This is a genomic window from Ancylobacter sp. SL191 (genome assembly GCF_026625645.1).
In the GTDB taxonomy this organism is placed as follows: domain Bacteria; phylum Pseudomonadota; class Alphaproteobacteria; order Rhizobiales; family Xanthobacteraceae; genus Ancylobacter.
The window spans coordinates 4,606,090-4,625,383 of record NZ_CP113056.1; the positions used below are offsets into that span (position 1 = coordinate 4,606,090).

The 19,294-nt window shown below is 67.0% G+C and carries 16 protein-coding genes; 5 read left to right on the top strand and 11 right to left on the bottom strand.

The window, feature by feature from the left end; genetic code table 11:
• Nucleotides 1-21 precede the first annotated feature (21 nt).
• Nucleotides 22-3,201: an efflux RND transporter permease subunit gene (locus OU996_RS21115; protein ID WP_267583586.1), complete on the top strand. Its 3,180-nt coding sequence runs from the start codon at nucleotides 22-24 to the stop codon at nucleotides 3,199-3,201.
• A 112-nt stretch (nucleotides 3,202-3,313) separates the two neighbouring features.
• Here OU996_RS21115 and OU996_RS21120 read toward each other — a convergent pair whose 3' ends face one another.
• The 5 genes from OU996_RS21120 to OU996_RS21140 form a co-directional block, all read right to left on the bottom strand.
• Nucleotides 3,314-4,312, bottom strand: coding sequence for an FUSC family protein (locus OU996_RS21120; protein WP_267583587.1), 999 nt, complete (start codon nucleotides 4,310-4,312; stop codon nucleotides 3,314-3,316).
• A gap of 4 nt (nucleotides 4,313-4,316) precedes the next feature.
• Complete coding sequence (locus tag OU996_RS21125; RefSeq protein ID WP_267583588.1) at nucleotides 4,317-5,297, bottom strand: HlyD family secretion protein; 981 nt, start codon at nucleotides 5,295-5,297, stop codon at nucleotides 4,317-4,319.
• A 106-nt stretch (nucleotides 5,298-5,403) separates the two neighbouring features.
• On the bottom strand, nucleotides 5,404-7,722 hold the full coding sequence (locus OU996_RS21130; protein WP_267583589.1) for a mechanosensitive ion channel domain-containing protein: 2,319 nt from the start codon (nucleotides 7,720-7,722) through the stop codon (nucleotides 5,404-5,406).
• Between the two features lie 143 nt (nucleotides 7,723-7,865).
• Complete coding sequence (locus OU996_RS21135; protein ID WP_267583590.1) at nucleotides 7,866-9,812, bottom strand: sensor histidine kinase; 1,947 nt, start codon at nucleotides 9,810-9,812, stop codon at nucleotides 7,866-7,868.
• Entirely contained in the window at nucleotides 9,809-10,504 is a 696-nt protein-coding gene (locus OU996_RS21140; protein ID WP_267583591.1) for a response regulator, read from the bottom strand. Before OU996_RS21140 ends, OU996_RS21135 begins: the two co-directional genes overlap by 4 nt.
• A 186-nt stretch (nucleotides 10,505-10,690) precedes the next feature.
• Between OU996_RS21140 and OU996_RS21145 the strand changes: the two genes are divergently transcribed.
• Together OU996_RS21145 and OU996_RS21150 are read left to right on the top strand one after the other, a co-directional pair.
• Nucleotides 10,691-11,377 carry a cysteine hydrolase family protein gene (locus tag OU996_RS21145; protein ID WP_267583592.1) on the top strand — a complete coding sequence of 229 codons (687 nt, stop codon included), beginning with the start codon at nucleotides 10,691-10,693 and terminating at the stop codon, nucleotides 11,375-11,377.
• Between the two features lie 81 nt (nucleotides 11,378-11,458).
• Nucleotides 11,459-13,555, top strand: a complete 2,097-nt coding sequence (locus tag OU996_RS21150) for a methyl-accepting chemotaxis protein (protein ID WP_267583593.1) — start codon at nucleotides 11,459-11,461, stop codon at nucleotides 13,553-13,555.
• A 41-nt stretch (nucleotides 13,556-13,596) separates the two neighbouring features.
• On the opposite strand, the gene arsK is transcribed toward OU996_RS21150, so the two are convergent.
• Genes arsK through OU996_RS21185 form a run of 6 tightly spaced genes read right to left on the bottom strand, consistent with a single transcriptional unit; the run spans nucleotide 13,597 to nucleotide 18,321 of the window.
• Nucleotides 13,597-14,790 (bottom strand): arsenite efflux MFS transporter ArsK, encoded by a 1,194-nt coding sequence (arsK, locus tag OU996_RS21155; protein WP_267583594.1) that lies wholly within the window; start codon nucleotides 14,788-14,790, stop codon nucleotides 13,597-13,599.
• A gap of 2 nt (nucleotides 14,791-14,792) precedes the next feature.
• On the bottom strand, nucleotides 14,793-15,503 hold the full coding sequence (arsH, locus tag OU996_RS21160) for an arsenical resistance protein ArsH (RefSeq protein ID WP_267583595.1): 711 nt from the start codon (nucleotides 15,501-15,503) through the stop codon (nucleotides 14,793-14,795).
• On the bottom strand, nucleotides 15,503-16,561 hold the full coding sequence (gene arsB, locus OU996_RS21165; RefSeq protein WP_267583596.1) for an ACR3 family arsenite efflux transporter: 1,059 nt from the start codon (nucleotides 16,559-16,561) through the stop codon (nucleotides 15,503-15,505). The genes arsH and arsB overlap by 1 nt, the downstream gene beginning before the upstream one ends.
• Nucleotides 16,562-16,569: 8 nt before the next feature.
• On the bottom strand, nucleotides 16,570-17,409 hold the full coding sequence (gene arsC / locus OU996_RS21515; protein ID WP_420712662.1) for an arsenate reductase (glutaredoxin): 840 nt from the start codon (nucleotides 17,407-17,409) through the stop codon (nucleotides 16,570-16,572).
• Nucleotides 17,406-17,948, bottom strand: a complete 543-nt coding sequence (locus tag OU996_RS21180; protein ID WP_267583597.1) for an arsenate reductase ArsC — start codon at nucleotides 17,946-17,948, stop codon at nucleotides 17,406-17,408. The genes arsC and OU996_RS21180 overlap by 4 nt, the downstream gene beginning before the upstream one ends.
• Nucleotides 17,941-18,321 carry an ArsR/SmtB family transcription factor gene (locus OU996_RS21185; protein WP_267583598.1) on the bottom strand — a complete coding sequence of 127 codons (381 nt, stop codon included), beginning with the start codon at nucleotides 18,319-18,321 and terminating at the stop codon, nucleotides 17,941-17,943. Before OU996_RS21185 ends, OU996_RS21180 begins: the two co-directional genes overlap by 8 nt.
• 219 nt (nucleotides 18,322-18,540) lie before the next feature.
• On the opposite strand from OU996_RS21185, the gene rpsU reads away from it, so the two are divergent.
• Nucleotides 18,541-18,813, top strand: a complete 273-nt coding sequence (gene rpsU, locus OU996_RS21190) for a 30S ribosomal protein S21 (protein WP_267583599.1) — start codon at nucleotides 18,541-18,543, stop codon at nucleotides 18,811-18,813.
• 180 nt (nucleotides 18,814-18,993) lie between these two features.
• Nucleotides 18,994-19,203, top strand: a complete 210-nt coding sequence (locus OU996_RS21195) for a cold-shock protein (RefSeq protein WP_267583600.1) — start codon at nucleotides 18,994-18,996, stop codon at nucleotides 19,201-19,203.
• Nucleotides 19,204-19,294: the final 91 nt, after the last annotated feature.

Genomic DNA, 19,294 nt, shown 5'->3' on the forward strand with positions numbered 1-19,294 from the left:
CCTGAACGGGGGGAGGACACCATGAATTTTTCGCGATTCTTCATCGACCGACCGATCTTTGCGGGCGTGCTGTCGGTGCTCATCTTCGTCGCCGGCCTGCTGGCGCTGCGCGTCATGCCGATTTCCGAATACCCGGAGGTCGTGCCGCCGCAGGTCATCGTGCGCGCGCAATATCCCGGCGCCAGCCCCAAGGTCATCGCCGCCACCGTGGCGACGCCGATCGAGGAGCAGATCAACGGCGTCGAGGACATGCTCTACATGTCCTCGCAGGCGACGACGGATGGCGTGATGACGCTAACCGTCACCTTCAAGCTCGGCACCGATCCCGACAAGGCGACGCAGCTCGTGCAGAACCGCGTCGCGCAGGCCGAGCCGCGCCTGCCGGAAGAAGTGCGCAGCCTCGGCATCACCACGGCGAAGAGCTCGCCGAACTTCATCATGGTGGTGCATCTGGTCTCGCCGAATGACCGGTACGATATCACCTATCTGCGCAACTACGCCGTGCTGAACGTGAAGGACCGGCTCGCCCGCATCTCCGGCGTGGGACAAATCGAGATCTTCGGCGCCGGCGACTACTCCATGCGCGTCTGGCTCGACCCGCAGAAGATCGCCGAGCACGGCCTCTCCGCCGGCGATGTGGTGAGCGAGATCCGCGCCCAGAACGTGCAGGCCGCCGCCGGCATTGTCGGCGCCTCGCCCTCCATGCCGGGCGTCGATCTCCAGCTCTCGGTCAATGCTCAGGGCCGTCTGGAGACCGAGGAGGAATTCGGCGACATCGTCGTGAAGACCGGTGCCAATGGCCAGGTGGTGCGGCTGCGCGATGTCGCCCGCATCGAGCTCGGTGCCGCCGACTACGCGCTGCGCTCGCTGCTCGACAACAAGGCGGCGGTCGGTATCGGCGTGTTCCAGGCGCCCGGCTCCAATGCGCTGGAAATCGCCGACAATGTCCGCGCGACCATGGAAGAAGTGAAGAAGACCATGCCGGAAGGCGTGGACTACGCCATCGTCTATGACACCACACGCTTCGTCGACGCCTCCATTGAGGCGGTGATCCACACGCTGTTCGAGGCGGTGCTGCTGGTCGTCATCGTCGTGGTGGTGTTCCTCCAGACCTGGCGCGCCTCGATCATCCCGCTGCTGGCCGTGCCGGTCTCCATCGTCGGCACCTTCGCGGTGATGTATGTCTTCGGCTTCTCGATCAACGCGCTGAGCCTGTTCGGCCTCGTGCTCGCCATCGGCATCGTCGTCGACGATGCGATCGTCGTGGTGGAGAATGTGGAGCGCAACATCGAGAACGGCCTGTCGCCCCGCGCCGCCGCCTATCAGGCGATGAGCGAGGTGTCCGGCCCGATCATCGCCATCGCCCTGGTGCTGGTCGCGGTGTTCGTGCCGCTCGCCTTCATCTCCGGCCTCTCCGGCCAGTTCTACCGGCAGTTCGCGCTGACGGTCGCCATCTCGACGGTCATCTCGGCGATCAACTCGCTCACCCTCTCTCCGGCGCTCGCCGCGCTGCTGCTGAAGGGCCACCATGCCGAGCCCGACGCGCTGCAAAGGGTGATCAACGCGCTGTTCGGCTGGTTCTTCCGGGGCTTCAACTGGGCCTTCTCGCGCGGCTCGCACGGCTATGGCCGGGGCGTCGGCGGCGTGCTGAAGGGCAAGAGCCTGGTGATGATCGTCTATGCGCTCATGCTGGGGGCGACCTGGTGGCTGTTCCAGGCGGTGCCGGGCGGCTTCGTGCCGATGCAGGACAAGCAGTATCTCGTCGGCTTCGCGCAGCTCCCCGACGGCGCGACGCTCGACCGGACGGAGGACGTGATCCGCCGCATGACCGAAATCACGCTGGCCGAACCCGGCGTGGAAAGTGCGGTCGCCTTCCCGGGCCTGTCCATCGCCGGCTTCTCCAACTCGTCCAATGCCGGCATTGTCTTCTCGGTGCTGAAGCCCTTCGAGGAACGCACCACGCCGGAGCTTTCGGCCGGCGCCATCGCCATGTCGCTGAACCAGAAGTATGGCGCCATCCAGGATGCGTTCATCGCCATGTTCCCGCCCCCGCCGGTGCAGGGGCTGGGCGTGGTCGGCGGCTTCAAGCTGCAGATCGAAGACCGGGCCGGACGCGGTTATGAGCAACTGGCGGAAGTGACCAACGCCTTCATGGCCAAGGCCATGCAGGCGCCGGAACTGGTCGGCCAGTTCACCACCTTCCAGATCAACGTGCCGCAGCTTTTCGCCAATGTGGACCGGACCAAGGCCCGCCAGCTCGGCGTGCCGATCCAGTCGGTGTTCGAGACGCTGCAGGTCTATCTCGGCTCGCTCTATGTGAACGACTTCAACAAGTTCGGCCGCACCTACTCGGTCCGCGCGCAGGCGGATGCCGCCTATCGCGCCAAGCCCGAGGATATCGGCAAGCTCAAGGTCCGCTCGCTCACCGGCGAGATGATCCCGCTCGCCGCGCTGCTGAATGTCGAGGCCACCGCCGGGCCGGAGCGCGCCATGCGCTATAACGGCTTCCTCACGGCGGATGTGAACGCCTCGCCCGCGCCGGGCTATTCCTCCGGCCAGGCGCAGGCCGCCGCGCAGCGCATCGCCGCAGAGGTGCTGCCGCCGGGCTTCGAATATGAATGGACCGACCTCACCTATCAGGAGATCCTCGCCGGCAACTCCGCCGTGCTGGTGTTCCCGCTCGCCATCCTGCTCGTCTTCCTGGTGCTGGCCGCGCAATATGAAAGCCTGACGCTGCCCATCGCGATCATCATGATCGTGCCGACCGGCATCCTCGCGGCGCTGTTCGGCGTGTGGCTCGGGGGTGGGGACAACAACATCTTCACCCAGATCGGCCTCGTCGTCCTCGTCGGCCTCTCCGCCAAGAACGCCATCCTGATCGTGGAATTCGCCCGCGAGCTGGAATTCGCCGGGCGCAAGCCGGTCGAGGCGGCGATCGAGGCGAGCCGGTTGCGCCTGCGGCCGATCCTGATGACCTCCTTCGCCTTCATCATGGGTGTGCTGCCGCTGGTGCTCTCCACCGGCGCGGGCGCCGAGATGCGGCACGCGATGGGCGTCGCGGTGTTCGCCGGCATGATCGGCGTGACCTTCTTCGGCCTGTTCCTCACGCCGGTCTTCTACGTCCTGCTTCGCAGGTTGGCGGGCAACCGCCCCCTGCGCCAGCATGGCGAGGCCCATCCCGCACCTCTCCCCGCGGAGTAAGCCTCGCCGCCGGCCGGGAGGAGGCGTCGCGCCTCATCCCGCCCCCCTTGAGGTTCGATGCGAGCCTCCCGGCCGGCCACCCTTCATAACGTGCAACTCACGCTGGTTGCCTTCACGCCGTCTTGGGCGCGACCGCCTTCGGGTTGAACGCCCAGACCAGCACCGTCATGATGCTCACCCCGATGATGATGCCGACCAGCCGCTCCACCGGCGGCGCCATCGAGGTCGGCGGGCCTGCGCCGACCATCGTCACCAGATAGGCGATGGCCGACTGCGTGCCGATATAGGCCTGCGCCGATTTGGTGAGGTGGATGCGGGCGAAGCTGAACACGCCGAGGAACAGCATCGCCGTCCACCACCATTGCAGCGCCGCGTCCACCGCGATCACCAGCAGCGCCGCCGTGCCACCAATGATGCAGCCGAAGATGCGCTGCGCGCCGCGATGGCGGGTCGCCACGGGGTCGCTGTCCACCACGATGAGACTGGAAATCAGAACCTGTGGCAGTTGCGGCAGGTCGAACTGCGACCAGGTGAGGACGATGGTCAGCGCACCCACTGCCGCGACGATGGCCTGCCACAGCGCATTCGCCGCCGTCGTCGCCGCCGGTTGGGCCAGGAGATGGGCGGGAAGCTCGCCCGCGCGCGGCCCCAGCGCCCAGTTTGCCAGCGTGCCGCAGGTCACCCCGATGACGATCTCGTAGCAGCGGTAATGCGCGAAGCTGTAGAGATCCTGCGGCTGGACCATGGTGTAGAGCATCACCAGCGCGAAGGTGAGCGCACCATAGAACCAGGCATAGCCATAGGCGCTGCGCTGGCGGCCATAGGTGCCGATGCCCGCGGCGATCATTACCAGCGCAGCCTGCTGAAACGGCAAACCCTCCATGAACTGGCCGATGGCATAGCCGGACGATACCCCGATGAAGGTCCCGGCAATGCGCAGCACGCCCTTGGTGAACAGCGCGTCGCGGTCGACATTGGCGATGATCATCACGCTCAGCGCCGCCCAATAGGGCTCGTCCAGCCCCATATGCAGCGCGATGTAGACGGCGGCGAGGACACCCGAGGCGGTTGCGAAAGCCTGTCGGGTGACGTCATCGACCCCCTTGTCCATGGCATCAGAACCAGATCAGGACGCGCGCATCCGCGCCATTGAACAGGCCGAGCGTCGCCGGCCAGTCGTCAACCGTGATTTCGATGGGGAAGCGCCGCGGCAGGCGCACCCAGTCGGTGGTCGGATCGACATAGGGCAGAACCTGAGGGTTGTCCTGTGAGCGGGCCACGCCGGCGGCGATGCCGCTGACCCGGCCATGATGGATCACCCAGGGATCCGAGCCGAGCGTGAGCCAGACGCGCTGGCCGGGGAGGATGCGCGCGAGATGGCGCTCGGTCATGTTGGCCACCACGCGGCGGCGATGACCGGTGACAACCGCCAGCACCTCGGTGCCGGGCTGGAGATAATCGCCCACGCGCGTGGTGAACGGCGCCACGCGGCCCGGCTCCGGGGCCGAGACCGTGGTCTTCGACAGATCATACTGCGCCTTGGCGAGCGCCGCTTGCGTCGCCGCGATGGTGGCGCTGGCGACCGCGACGCGGCGGCTCGACACGGCGAGCGCCGCCTGCGCCGTCTGCACATTGGCGGTGGCGGTGGCGACGTCGCGGGTGGCGACATCAAGACTCGCCTCGGTGGAGAAGCCGTCGGTAGAGAGCGACTTCACCCGCGCGAGCTGCGCCTGCGCATTGGTGAGCACGGCCTGCGCGGAGACGATGCCGGCCTGCGCCGATTTCACCTCGTCGCGGTTGAGGTCGAGATCGGCCTGCGCCTGCTGGAGCGCGGCCTGCGTCTCCTGCACCTTGAGCTGATAGGGCGTCTTCTCGATCTCGAAGAGCAACTGCCCGGCGGTCACGCTGTCATTGTTCTGCACGGCGAGGCGCGAGACCGGCCCCTCGATCTCCGAGGAGATGACGATGATGTCGCTCATCACATAGGCATCGGCCGTATAGGCGAAATAGCGCACGCTGATCTCGTACAGCGCGAACAGCGCCAGCACGACACCCACGATCAAGGTGACCGGATGGCGCAGCAGGCCATTGAGCATAGGAACGAATCTCCGCCGCCCCGGCCGCCGGGGCGCGGCATCATCGCGGCTTTGGCGGGTGATCTCAATGCGGGGTGGGAACGCGCCTGCGGAGAGGCACCGCCCCTCATTGGCGCGGCTCTTCCAGGCTTGGCAGCAGGCTACCCTCGCCCTCCTCGTCGCTGCGCTCGCGAGCGCCGGGATGCTCCTCGATGAGCGGCCCCGGCGTGCGGGCGGCACGCGCCGCCTCGGCACGGCGGGTCTGCGGCCGGGCTACCTCCTCCGTGCGCTGGTTGAGCACGCGCAGCGGGGGGGCCATGCCCTTCCGGTCCGTCCCGAAATAGACGGTGTGGTGCGGGTACGGAATCTCGATGCCGCGCGCCTCGAAGGCGGCCTTGATGCGGCGGTAAAACTCGCGTTTGACGTTCCACTGGCCGAGCGGGCGCGTCTTGAAGCGGCCGCGCAGCCAGACATGGGACTGCTCCAGCCCCTCGACGCCCACGACCTCAAACGGCTCGACGATGGTCTCGGCGAGCGGGCCGCGTGCCGCCATGTCAGCGGCCACCTCGGCCATCAGCGCCAGCGCATCGTCGATGCTCTCGCGATAGGCGATGCGCACATCCACCACCGCATAGGCGAAGTCCTTCGACATATTCTTGATGGTCTGCACCTCGCCGAACGGAATCGAATGCACATTGCCGTCGAAGTCCCGCATGTGGACGGTGCGGATCGAGATCTTCTCCACCAGCCCGGCATGGGCGCCGACCTCCACCACATCGCCGACGGAGATCGTGTCCTCCATGAGAATGAAGATGCCGGTGATGACATCCTTCACCAGCGTCTGCGCACCGAAGCCGATGGCAAGGCCGAGCACGCCGGCACCGGCCAGGAGCGGGGCGATGTTGACGCCGAGCTCGGAGAGCAGGATCAGCCCGCCCAGCGTCAGCAGTACGACACGGAAGGCATTCAGCAGGAAGGGCAGCAGCGTCTTCAGCCGGGTCGAGGCGGGATTTCCCGCCCGCATGCGCTCGGCGAAGGCATTGGCCAGTTCCCAGGCAACGAGGCCGACGAGCAGCACGACGCCGATCGAAATGAACCGGCCGACCATGCCCTGCCCACGTTCGGAGGCGAGCCATTCGAAAGGCCGCGCGCCCCAGATCTCCAGCAGCACGAGAAGTGTGACGACGGTCACCACCGCCTTCACCGTGCTGCGAAGGGCCGGCAAATAGCGGTTGGCGCGCCTCTCCAGCAGCGGGTAGCGAGCATGCAGATCGCGGTTGAGCGCGAACACCCGGTCGAAGCCACGCATCGCGATGCCCAGCGCCACAGTGGCGAGCAGAATGGTGAGGATCGACAGCAGCGTCACGCGGGCAAGGAAGGCAAAGCCGCCGGCCACATCCATCACCCAGACCAGATAGGCGGCGACGACATAGCCGATGACCAGCACATGCCAGAAATCAGCCAACCCATCGCGCAGCCGCGCCGCCCGTCCGTGCCGCGCCCCAATGCGGCGCAGCCGGACCGCGACGCCCTGGCGGACCTGCAGGGTAAAGACCACGCACATGCCGGCCACGAACAGGCCGAGCAGATTGCCGAGCGCCTGATAGGCCGCCAGCGACAGGCCGAGAAGCCAGGCCGCTCGCAGCAGGAAATAGCCATAGACGATGGTGTGGGTGAAGCGCCGAGCCCAGAGATAGCCATAGGCGGCGTTCTCGTGCCCCATCGGGACGAGGCGCATCTGCGGCGCGTCCGGCGAGAAGACGGCGCGAGCACCCGCCAATATGAGGCGCGCCAGCACATTGGCGTTGATGACGGTGACGACGGCCAGACGGACGATGAAGGCGAGGTCGACCAGTGCGAGCACGCCATACGCCGCTGCCGCGAAGGCGGCGATGGGCAGGATATCCAGCACCGTGCGCACGGCGAGAAGCAATGCGCGCACCGCCCACGAGCGGGCGGGACGGGCATTCACCGCGTGGCGCAGATGCGCGAGGAGACGCTTGACCAGATATTCGGACAGCAAGGCCGCGGCGAGGACGGCGATCACTGTCGTCACCGCCCATCCGACCCGCTCCAGCACAAAGGGATCGGACAGTTCTTGCCACACCTCGCTCGCATAAGTCGGCAGGCGCTCCCACTCGCCGACGAGGCCAAGCACGGTGCCCGAGAAGGCGCCGAGCGTCTCCGTCGCACCCGCCAACCAATCTTCGCGCGCAGGCGCCTCCTCAGTGGTGCCGACAAGGGCACGCAAACGGCTGATGAAGGCATCGCGTGCCGTCGCGTCCTCCAGCGTTTCCAGCAGCGCACGCACATCGTCGCGCGTATCTGGTGCGGGTGTGATGGATGAAGCGGAGGGGGAGAGCGGTGGGGTCTGGGCCGCGAGCGGGCTGGAACCGGCAAAGCAGAGGATGAGCAGCAGGATGCTGAACAACGCGCGCGGCGGCATGAGCGAATCCGTCGTTCGCGGCCCGGGACAGCATCGACCGGGCGCGCAGGGGTATGGGCTGAGTTGAGGTCGACCACGGGCCAACGCCACGTCGGCGGGATGGTTCCGACGGCGGCTCTCGCGCGGCAAGGTCTCTTCGGTGCTCAGGCGCCCGTCAGAGTCTCGGTCAGCGGCGCGGCGGGGAGGGTCAGGGGCAGTGCAAGCCGGATGGAGGTGCCGGCGGCGTCGCTGGTGATTTCCAATTTCGCGCCACACATCGCCGCGCGGGTGCGCATATTGGCGAGGCCCCTGCCCTGCCGGGACGGCGTCGGCGCACCAAGCCGGGTCGCCAGCCCACGGCCATTGTCGCTGACGCGGATCCACCCGCCGCCGACCGCCGGGACAGCATGGTCATCGGGCTCAGTGCCGCTGCCGAGCCGCACCAGCACCCGCGTCGCGCCGGAATGCCGGGCGGCGTTGGTGATCGCCTCGTCGAGGATGCGCACGATCTGGATAACGTGCCAGGGGCGCAGTTCCGGGTGAATCGGCAGCCCCTGCTGCTCTGCCTGCCAGTCGAGGCGGATGCCGTGCGAGCGGAGCTGCGCCTGCGCGCGCTCGCGCCAGCTTCCCAGCGCCAGCAGGAGATCCCCGCCCATATCGTCCATGGCTTCGATGACGAGGCGCAATTCCCGCAGCGCCGCACGCGCCGCCTGATTGATGCGCTCACCCTCGGCACCGCGCTCGCTCAGGGCCACGATGCTCATCAACTGACCGCCGAGACCGTCATGCAGGTCGCGCATCAGCCGGGCCCGTTCGGCGGCGAGGGCGATAGCGCGCGAGCGCTCCTCCTCGCGGGCGAAGCTGGCGCGCACCTTTTCTTCCGCCTCGTGCACCAGTTCAACCATGCGGTGGGCGAAATTGTCCACCTCGTTCAGCGCGTGGGCGAAGCGCCAGGTGAGACCGGCGCCGATGGTGACCAGCAGGAAGGAATAGGAATTGCGCGCGAGGAAGATGCGCCCATGGTGGATGACGTCGGCCGCCACCAGCATGTCATAGATCCAGGCGGCGAGCACGACGGTGAGCGCGCAGCTCAAGCTCAGGCTCACCACATCGCCTTGCCGCAGTGCGCGCTGCGCCACCACGCCGAGGCAGAGACACACCATGATGCCGCCCGCGGGGACGCCAAACAGCGCATAGACCCAGCGCAGCAGCCACGGATCGCCGAAGATGGCACAGCCGACCACCGTAACCGCGGGAAGAAAGAGGATGGGCGTCCAGAGCGGCACGCGCCCGCGAAAGAACAGGCTGACGAAGACGAACATCAGCGCCGTCTCGAGCGGCGTGGTGGCTCCCAGCAGCACGGCAAGGCTGGACTGCGGCCCGCCGGCCAGCGGCGTGGTGGTGAGCCCTTGCACAACGCCGAGCACCATGGCGATGGCGAGCACGCCATAGGCCACATCATGCCGACGGTTGAGCCACATGATGGCGAGAATCACCGCGAGGATGCCCTGCCACGCCTTGAAGATCAGCGGCAGCGTCGTGAAGAGGAAGCTGCGCGTGCGGAAGGCCGGCCGCAGCTCGCTGCTCGGACCGACGAACACGCAATCCAAATAGCCGCGCAGTGGTCCCCAGACGAAGAGCCGCAACGACAGTGTGTTATCGCCCGCCCGCAGGGTGGCGCTCGGGATCACCGCCATCACCGCAATGTTGTTCAGGTGGCGGTTCGCCTCGGGATCGAGCCGCGTGTCCAGCACGACCTGACCATTGATCGAGACCTCCACGGCATTGCCGAAACGCGGCAGCATCAGCGACCAGGGCGTGGCGGCGGCGTCGGGCCAGTACTGGAACGTCGCCGTGAACACCGGCGGGTCGGCCATAGTGAAGGTGGAGGGGAGCGAATAAGGAAGCTGCACCTCCTGCGCATGCCCGTCCTGAACGAGCGTCGCGCTGGTAATCGCGTAGTCGGTCGGCGGCGTTGGTGGCGAGAGGGTGAACAGCCCCAGGCAGGCGGCCAGCGTCAGAAGCTGCAGCAGAAGGAAAACGCCAGCGCGGCGCCTCGGCCCGGCGATGCTCACGCCCGGCTCGACAGCTAGCGCCACCGGATCAGTCACAGCCGTATCAGCCCCTGCTGCACGGCCTCGAACACGGCTTCGCCGCGCGTGTTCACCTCAAGCTTGCGATAGATGCTCTTGATGTGACCGGGCACGGTCTGGCGCGACAGGCCCAGATGCTCGGCGATATCGGCATAGCTGAAACCCTTGGCGATGCCCCAGAGAATGTCGATCTCGCGCGCAGTCAGCCGGGCGGTGTTGAGCGTCGGCCGGCGCTCGACCTCCGGGCCTGGCTGGAGGCTGGCCTGTGTGCGGCGCACGATGTAGCGGGCGATGGAGGCCGAGATGGGCGAATGGCCCAGCGCCAGCTCGCGCACCGTGGCGGCGACATCGGTCTGGAAGGCATCCTTGAGCAGATAGCCCGTCGCGCCGGCGGTGATCGCGGCGATCACGCTCTCCTCGTCACCGAGAATGGAGATGACCATGATGTCGGTGCCCGGCGAGTCCCGCCGCACGCGGCGGATGAGCTCGATTCCATGCCCGTCCGGCAACTGCAGGTCGGTCAGAAGGATACGCGGCATGCCCTCGTCGAGCTTCGCCAGCGCGTCGGTGAGATTGGCGACGCTGGTCACGGCAAAGTCACTGGCGGCAGCCAAAGCGTCGCTCAGGCGTTCGCGCGTCGGCGCGTCGTCCTCGACGAGAAGGATGTCGATCAGACCTTCGAGCGGCAGCCGCTCGGCCCTTGGCTCCATATCACGTCCCGCAATGGTGGAAAGCCCGGATCGGGCCGCGCCCGCAAACGGGCCACACGATCATGGAAGAGTCGCTGCCCCACGTCCATCATCGGTTGCTTTGTACCGCGACGTTCGTGGCCGGCTGCACCCGTGGGCCGGGCATGTTAGGTGATTTTCGCCATCCATTTTCCGGAACCCGAGCGCATGGGCAGCCTTCCGTCCAATCCCTATGACTGGCCGCATGGCGGCGACCTTACCCCGGCGACCACCGCGCTGATCATCATCGATATGCAGCGCGATTTCTGCGACCCGGCGGGCTATGTGGGGGCCATGGGCTATGACGTTACGCCCGCCGCCGCGCTCATCCCGCGTATCGTCGCCCTGCGCGCGGCCGTGCGGGCCTTTGGCGGCTTTGTGATCTACACCCGCGAAGGCCACAGGCCCGACCTGTCCGACCTGCTGCCGCAGAAGCGCTTCCGCTCCCGTCTTGCCGGCGCCGAGATCGGGGCTCCCGGCCCGCTCGGGCGTCTGCTCGTGCGTGGCGAACCCGGATGGGACATCGTGCCGGAGCTGGCGCCGGCGCCCGGCGAGCCGGTGGTGGACAAGCCCGGCTTCGGCGCCTTCTACGCCACCGACCTGGAGCGCCTGCTGGTGACGCGCGGCATCCGCCACCTCATCATCTGCGGCGTGACAACGGATGTGTGCGTGCATTCGACCCTGCGCGAAGCGACCGATCGCGGCTTCGAGCCACTGCTGATTGCCGATTGCTGTGCCGCAACGGTCGAGGCCAACCACCGCGCGGCCATTGACACGGTCCGCAGTGAAGGCGGCATTTTCGGTGCCGTCTCGGACTACCGTTCGGTGATTGAGGCACTGACATTCTTCGCCTGAACCAGACCTGCCCGTCGGCGCAAGCCTGGGACCAGCCTGTCGCGGTTCCATCCGGTCAACTCACCATGATTGGCCGGAACCATGCGCATCTCCATCAAGACGACACTTCTGACGCTCTTCGGCATACTGAGCGTGATACTGGCCGCGCTCTGCTTTGAATCCTTGAACACCTCCTACCGCACGCTGGGGGCCGCGCGCGAGGTGAGCGCGCTGGCGCAGATCGACCGTAATCTGTTCGAAGGGCTCGCCAATTTCCGTTTCGAGCGCGGCGAGATGAACACCGCCCTCACCCTTGCGCCGGCCGAGAATGGCCGCAGCATCGCCAAGGGCATGGAGCGCCGCGCCCGCGTGACTCCGGCAGTCGACGCGGCGATCGAGGGACTCGTCGGTCAGGCCGCCGATCCCGCTTTCAGCGAACTTGGTGCCTCCCTCAAGGCGCAGTTCGACAAGGTGAAGGCACTGCGCGCCGAGGTCGATGCGCAGATCAAGTTGCCGCTTGATGGCCGGGACAAGACGCTCGGGCCGAAGTGGATGGACGAGGGCGGCAAGCTGCTCGCCACACTCGACAAGACATCGACCGACATCGAGAGCCACATCCGCTCGCTGGACCCGGCGCTGTCGCAGCTCATCCTTGCCCGCGCCATGGCCTGGACCACCCGGAACCATGCCGGGATGAGCACGCTGCTGTTCAACGCCGCGCTGGCGCAGAAGCGCACCTTCTCCGCCGAGGATGTACGTAACCTTACCGTCAACGACGCCAAGGCCGATCTCGCCTGGGCGGCGGTCCGCGACATCGCAGCGGCGCCCAACGCGCCGGAAAGCCTGAAGCAGGCGGTTGACGCGGCACAGGCGAGCTACTTCACTGGCCGTTTCCGCACGCTGCGCGACGGGCTGGTGGCTCGCCTCAGCAGCGGCCAGCCGGCCGATGTCGAGCTCACCACCTGGCGTGAGGCGGTCGAGATTGGTTTGAACGACATTGCCGCCATTGCCGGCATCGCTCTCGACAACCTTGCCAGCACGGCGCAGGCGACCGAGGCACGCGCCGAGAGCCGTGTCGTGCTCTACGGCATCGTGCTGGTGGTTTCCCTCGGCCTCGCGCTTGTCGGCCTGCTCGTGGTCGCCCGCCGGATCGTCGCGCCGATCTCCCGCCTGACCCGGACCATGGGCGAACTCGCCAGCGGCAATCTCGCCGCCGAGGTGCCTGGCATCGGCCGTCAGGACGAGATCGGCTCCATGGCGCGCGCGCTGCTGGTGTTCAAGGACAGCCTGCTGCGCAACGCCCGTATGGAGGAGGAGGCGCAGGAGAACCGCCGCACGGCCGAACTCCAGCGCCGCCAGGCCATGATGGAGCTCGCCACCCGGTTCGAGGCGAGTGTCGGCGGCATCGTCGCCCAGGTCAGCACGGCCTCCGAGACCCTGCATCGCACCGCGCGGCAGATGTCCTCGGCCGCCGACCAGACCTCCTCGCAGTCCACCGCGGTTGCGGCGGCGGCGGAGGAGGCCTCGACCAATGTCATCATCGTCGCTTCCTCGGCCGAGGAACTCGGCGCCTCGGTTGACGAGATTTCCCGGCAGGTCGAGCAGTCCGCCGCCATGTCCGCCAGCGCAGTCAAGGAAGCGGAGAAGACCGGCGCCGTGATGCAGGAGCTCTCACAGGGCGCCGCGCGCATCGGCGACGTGCTGGAACTGATCAACGCCATCGCCGCCCAGACCAACCTTCTCGCCCTCAACGCCACCATCGAGGCGGCACGCGCCGGCGAGGCGGGTCGCGGCTTCGCGGTGGTCGCCGCCGAGGTGAAGAACCTCGCCGACCAGACCGCCAAGGCGACCGACGAGATCGCGAGCCAGATCCGCGCCATCCAGAGCACCACCAAGGACGCGGTCGGCGTGATCCTCGGCGTCGGCCAGCAGATCCGGCAGATGAGCGACGTCGCCGCGAGCATCGCCACGGCGGTGGAGGAACAGGGCATGGCGACGCGCGAGATCGTGCGCAACGTCGACCAGGCCGCCGGCGGCACCAACTCGGTGAGCAGCCACATCACCGACGTCGCCAACACCGCGAAGCAGACCGGCGCGGCGGCAGGCGAGGTGCTCTCTGCGTCCTCCGCGCTGAACGAGCAGGCCCGCCAGCTCCAGAGCGAGTTGCAGCGCTTCCTCGATACGGTGCGGGCGGCCTGAGCGAACCGCTTCCGTTGGGATGAGGCACCCCCAACATGGGCCTATGCCGGCCGGCTCCGCGTGAGCCGGCCGATGGCGAAGAGAGCCAGCACCGCGCCGGACCCTATGAGGCTGGTGATGACAATGGCGAACACCGTCCCCATCACTTCCATCATCACGGCAAAGGCGAAGGGTGCGGCGGCGCCGACGATCAGGCGGATGGCCGTCACCTCGCCTTGACGGGCGCCGAAGCCGGCCGCGCCGAACAACTCCAGCGGCAGCGTCCCGCCGACGATGCTGTACAGCCCATTGCCCATGCCGAACAGCAGGGCAAAGGCCACAGCGCCGATGAAGGAGGGGGCGGTGGTCACGAGCAGCAACAGCGACGCCGGCAGCAATCCGGCCGATATCATGGCCAGCGCGAATTGCGGCAGGTCGCGGCCCAGCATCATGTTGACCAGCCGGCTCGCGACCTGCGCCGGGCCGAACAATGTTCCGGCCAGCACGGCCAAGGTTCCGATGCCGAGCCCCCCGAGCATCGGCACCATGTGCACCAACACAGCCGAACTGACGAAGCTCTGCAACGCGAAGGCGAGGGCCATCAGCACGAAACCCTGCCTGCGCCACGCCTCCGGCAAGCGCCCGCGGGCCAATGGCCGCGCCACCCCCGCTGGTGCACCCTCCTCCCCCGCAATGGCCCGCGACGGGCGCGCCAGCCAAAGATGGATCGGCAGGGCGATCAGTAGATGGCCGAGCGCAAAGAGAAGATACACCTGCCGCCAGTCCAGAGCGTGCTCCAGCCAGACGGTGAGCGGCCAGAACAGAGTCGAGGCAAAGCCGGCAATCAGCGTGAGATAGACAATGCTGCGCTGGGCCCCGGCGCCGTGCCGCTGGCTCAGCAACGGGAAGGCGGCGCCGTACTGCACCAGAGTGGATGCCATCTCCATTGCGATAAGCGCGAGGGCGAAGACCGGACCGGAGGGCGCCAGCGCACCCGCGACAAGGGTCAGCGCTGCCGCCACCGATCCGACCGCCATCAGCCGGGCGGCACCGCAACGATCAATCGCCCGCCCCACAAAGGGCGCGACCAGACCGCCGCTCAGCAGAGCGAGCGAGAGGGCGCCATAGAGCCACTCCATCGGCCAGCCGAACCCCTGCGCCATCGACGGCGCCAGCAGACTGAAGCTGTAATAGAGCGTGCCGTAGCCGATGATCTGGGACACGCCCAGCGCGGCGATCTCCAGCCGGGGACGCATGCTCAGATCGACGCCAGCCCGGTGCGGGCAGCGAGCGCCTCCGCCGCCTCCTTGCGCTCGCTGTAGCGGTCGGTGAGATGGCCCGACACATCGCGGGTCAGCAGGGTGAACTTCACCAGTTCCTCCATCACGTCGACCACCCGGTCGTAATAGGGGGACGGACGCATCCGGCCGGACTCATCGAACTCCTCATAAGCCTTCGCGACCGAGGACTGATTGGGGATGGTGACCATCCGCATCCACCGGCCGAGCACGCGCATCTGGTTGACCGCGTTGAAGCTTTGCGACCCGCCGCTGACCTGCATCACCGCCAGCGTGCGCCCCTGCGTCGGGCGGACAGCCCCCTCGGCGAGCGGTATCCAGTCAATCTGCGCTTTCATGACCGCCGTCATGGCGCCGTGACGTTCGGGACTCACCCACACCTGGCCTTCCGACCAGAGCGACAGCGCCCGCAATTCCTGCACCTTGGGATGATCGGCCGGGACGCCATCGGGCAGCGGCAGGCCATGAGGATCGAACACCCGCGTCTCCGCGCCGAAATGGCGAAGCAGGCGTTCGGCCTCCAGCGTCAGAAAGCGGCTGTAGGAGCGCTTCCGCAGCGAGCCGTAGAGCAGGAGGATGCGCGGCGGATGGTTGGACGGGGTTGTCGTCAGCGCCTGCAGGGTCGGCGCAATGACATGGGCGTCGACAAGGTTCGGCAGATCCTGCGCCATCAGCGCGGCTCCTGCCGCGACGCGGCCCGGACGGCCGAACCGCGCTCGTACCAGCCCTTGGAGCGGTTGACGATATAGACCACCGACAGCATCACCGGCACCTCGATCAGCACGCCAACCACGGTCGCCAGCGCAGCGCCGGACTGGAAGCCGAACAGGCTGATCGCCGCCGCTACGGCCAGCTCGAAAAAGTTGGAGGCCCCGATCAGGGCGGAGGGGCCGGCGACGCAATGCTGCTCGCCGCTGATCCGGTTGAGCAGATAGGCGAGGCCCGAATTGAAATAGACCTGGATGAGGATCGGCACGGCCAGCAGGGCGATCACCATAGGCTGGGCGATGATCTGTTCGCCCTGGAAGGCGAACAGCAGCACCAGCGTGGCGAGCAGCGAGACCAACGAAGCCGGGCCGAGGCGCGCCAGTACCCGGTCGAGAGCGGCCGGGCCTCCCGTCGCCAGGAGACGCCGGCGGAGCATCTGGGCCACGATCACCGGCACCACGATGTAGAGCGCCACCGAGAGCACCAGCGTTCCCCAGGGCACCGTGATGGCAGAGAGTCCCAGCAGCAGCGCGACGATGGGTGCGAAGGCGACCACCATGATGGCGTCGTTCAACGCCACCTGGCTGAGCGTGAAATGCGGCTCGCCCTTGGTCAGGTTCGACCAGACGAACACCATGGCCGTGCAGGGCGCGGCAGCGAGAATGATCAACCCGGCGATGTAGCTGTCGATCTGGTCCGCGGGCAGCATGGGGCGAAACAGCCAACCGATGAACAGCCAGCCCAGCAGCGCCATGGAGAACGGCTTCACCGCCCAGTTGACGAACAGCGTCACGCCGATGCCGCGCCAGTGGCGGCTGACCTCTCCCAGCGCGGCAAAGTCGATCTTCAGCAGCATGGGGATGATCATCAGCCAGATCAGCACCGCCACCGGCAGGTTCACATTGGCGATCTCCGCGGCGCCGATCGCGTGGAACAGCCCGGGCAGAAAATGGCCGAGAGCCACGCCCGCGACGATGCAGGCCGCCACCCAGAGGGTGAGATAGCGTTCAAAGGTGGACATGACGGCCTCTAGAGCGCGATGGAGCGAGAGAGCAGCCGCGCTGAAGCCGGGCAGAGACCGGCAGCCTGCGGGGTAGCGGCGATAGCGGGCGGCGCGGCCTCACGCGGCAACGCCTTGAAACCATTCGTCTCAAACCAGCCGGCAGCCCCCTCGGTGAGCACCCAGGCCTTGCGGGCGCCGAGATCAAAGGCGCGGGACAGCAGCAGAAGGACCATGTTGCGACCGAGGCCCTGCCCGCGCTCGCTGTCCTTCACAAGCAGCGAGCGCAGCAACACGTCGGCTCCATACGGCTCGAAGCCGCCATAGCCGACGAGGCGTCCGCCCAGCGTGCGGAAGCTGAAGAAGCGGCCGGGGCTGGCGGGCAGATCCTGCGTCGGCAGCCCGGCGTCGCGCAGGGCCTTGGCAAGCCGCGGCTCCGCCGCGGCCACCTGCTCGTCGCGCAGGAACAACGTGCCGTCATCCTTGGCTATGTCAGCGTTGGGCGCGACGGGGAGCACATCCAGCACGGTCTCGGACGGGCGGCACAGCTTGACGCCAAGTAGCGAGACCACGAGGGGCCGGTTGATCAGGATCGGATGCGCCATCATCGCATCGATGAGCGCGGCGTCGGACAGGGCGGGATCGCCGAGCCGCAGTTCGGCGAAGGGGGTGCCCTTCTCGCGCAGCGCCGCGCGCACGGGCTTCCCCGTCCGCGCGAGCAACTGCTCCAGCAGCGCCCGCGAGGGCGGCGACTTCAGATATTCGACCACATGCGGCTCGATGCCGGCATGGCGGATCAGGGCCAGCGCGTTGCGCGAGGTGCCGCAATCGGGGTTGTGATAGATGACGACATCCATGGAACCGCTCATGCTGCGCTCGTGCGCGAGCCGGTCGCGCCGGAGAGACGGCCGATCTCGGTAAGCCGCGCCTGCAGCGAGACCTTGTCGAGCATGGCCACCGGCAGCGCCGCGAACGCATCGACCCGGTTCTTCATGTAGCGAAACGCCGTGACGAAGGCGGCGAGCTTCTGCACATCGGTGCCATCGACCGCGGCGGGGTCTTCGATTCCCCAATGGGCCGTGACCGGATGACCCGGCCAGACTGGGCAAGCTTCGCCGGCCGCGTTGTCACAGACCGTGAAGACGAAATCCATCACCGGGGCGTCAGGCGCGGCAAACTCCGCCCAGCTCTTCGAGCGCAACCCGTCGGTCGGATAGTCGTAGCTGCGCAGCACCTCAAGGGCGAAGGGGTTCACCGCGCCCTTGGGCTGGCTGCCGGCCGAGAAGGCGCGGAAGCGCCCCGCACCATCCTTCGCGAGAATGCTCTCGGCCAGGATCGAGCGCGCCGAATTGCCGGTGCACAGAAACAGGACATTGAAAACACGAGGAGACGTGGCGGCTTCAGCCATGGGTGGCGCCTTTCGCGGGCTCGCAGCAGGTGACGGTGGAGAGGGCAGCGACCGCCGGCTGGCACACTTGCGGATGGCCGCCGCAGCAGTCGCGCATGAGGAAGTCGACGAGATCGGCCAGCGCCGGGAAGGCGGCGCTGTAGAGGATGGAGCGGCCCTCCCGTCGCGACGCGACAAGCCCGGCCTGTTCAAGCTGCCCGAGATGGAAGGACATGCGCGAGGAGGATGCCCCGCCCATCGCCTCGCCAATCACGCCAGCGGCGAGGCCCTCCGGGCCGGCGGTCACCAAGAGACGCACGATGCGCAGGCGGGTTTCCTGCGCCAGCGCCCCGAAGGCGGCGATGGCCCGCTCCTCCTCGGCCGAGGCTTCCATGACAACACCTCAATATCTCAATAGATGTTGAGACATTAAACACGGAACGGCGCCGGTTTCAAGCCATCGCGTCGCGGCGTTGATCGGCCGCCCGGCGGCAATTCGCGCCAAAGCCCTTCCTTCGCGGCACCAACAGGCCCATATAGGAAGGGCTTGCCATGTCGGCGGGCCCTTTGAATTGGCAGTTGCCCCGCGCGGCTGCATGAGATGGGATAGGAATTGCAGGTTCTCGTACGCGACAACAATGTCGACCAAGCCCTGAGAGTTCTCAAAAAGAAGATGCAGCGCGAAGGCGTGTTCCGGGAAATGAAAGCCCGCCGCGCCTATGAGAAGCCGTCCGAGCGCCGCAACCGTGAAGACGCCGAAGCGGTGCGCCGCGCCCGTAAGGCGGCCCGCAAGCAGGCAGTGCGTGACGGCCTGATCGCAGCTCCCAAGAAGAAGCCGCTGAACCCGCGCGCACCGCGCCCGGCTGCCCCCTCCGAGGCAAAATAAAGTGGCGTCGGGGTTGTAATAGTGCTTGCAACCCTGTACTGTATCTGCATCGATCTTGGACGTTGAACTTTGTTTTGCGCAGCTTTGCGCGTCGGCGAACTTCCTCTCAAATCGATGCCAGCGTAACGTCTGCGGCCGCGCAGACGAGAAAATATCTATGTCGACTGAAAGGAATTCGTCATGGCGACAGGTACTGTGAAGTGGTTCAACGGCCAGAAGGGCTATGGTTTCATCCAGCCGGATAACGGCGGCCCGGATGTGTTCGTTCATATTTCGGCGGTCGAGCGCGCTGGCATGTCCAGCCTGAACGAAGGCCAGAAGATCTCCTTCGAAGTGCTGGCTGATCGCCGCACGGGCAAGCAGTCGGCCGGCAACCTCCAGGCCGCGTGATCTTTCGTCCCGCGCCTGGTTTTACCGGCGGGCCACCATGCTTCGAAAAGGCCGGGGCTCACCCGGCCTTTTCTGTTTTTGAAGGGAACGA

Coding starts and splice junctions, on each gene's coding strand:
- OU996_RS21195 (WP_267583600.1), top strand. CDS start 18,994: ATGGCGACAGGTACTGTGAAGTGGTTCAACGGCCAGAAGGGCTATGGT.
- OU996_RS21115 (WP_267583586.1), top strand. CDS start 22: ATGAATTTTTCGCGATTCTTCATCGACCGACCGATCTTTGCGGGCGTG.
- OU996_RS21140 (WP_267583591.1), bottom strand. CDS start 10,504: ATGGAGCCAAGGGCCGAGCGGCTGCCGCTCGAAGGTCTGATCGACATC.
- arsB (WP_267583596.1), bottom strand. CDS start 16,561: ATGTCCACCTTTGAACGCTATCTCACCCTCTGGGTGGCGGCCTGCATC.
- OU996_RS21130 (WP_267583589.1), bottom strand. CDS start 7,722: ATGCCGCCGCGCGCGTTGTTCAGCATCCTGCTGCTCATCCTCTGCTTT.
- OU996_RS21145 (WP_267583592.1), top strand. CDS start 10,691: ATGGGCAGCCTTCCGTCCAATCCCTATGACTGGCCGCATGGCGGCGAC.
- OU996_RS21120 (WP_267583587.1), bottom strand. CDS start 4,312: ATGGACAAGGGGGTCGATGACGTCACCCGACAGGCTTTCGCAACCGCC.
- OU996_RS21180 (WP_267583597.1), bottom strand. CDS start 17,948: ATGGCTGAAGCCGCCACGTCTCCTCGTGTTTTCAATGTCCTGTTTCTG.
- arsC (WP_420712662.1), bottom strand. CDS start 17,409: ATGAGCGGTTCCATGGATGTCGTCATCTATCACAACCCCGATTGCGGC.
- OU996_RS21150 (WP_267583593.1), top strand. CDS start 11,459: ATGCGCATCTCCATCAAGACGACACTTCTGACGCTCTTCGGCATACTG.
- OU996_RS21185 (WP_267583598.1), bottom strand. CDS start 18,321: ATGGAAGCCTCGGCCGAGGAGGAGCGGGCCATCGCCGCCTTCGGGGCG.
- OU996_RS21125 (WP_267583588.1), bottom strand. CDS start 5,297: ATGCTCAATGGCCTGCTGCGCCATCCGGTCACCTTGATCGTGGGTGTC.
- arsH (WP_267583595.1), bottom strand. CDS start 15,503: ATGGCGCAGGATCTGCCGAACCTTGTCGACGCCCATGTCATTGCGCCG.
- arsK (WP_267583594.1), bottom strand. CDS start 14,790: ATGCGTCCCCGGCTGGAGATCGCCGCGCTGGGCGTGTCCCAGATCATC.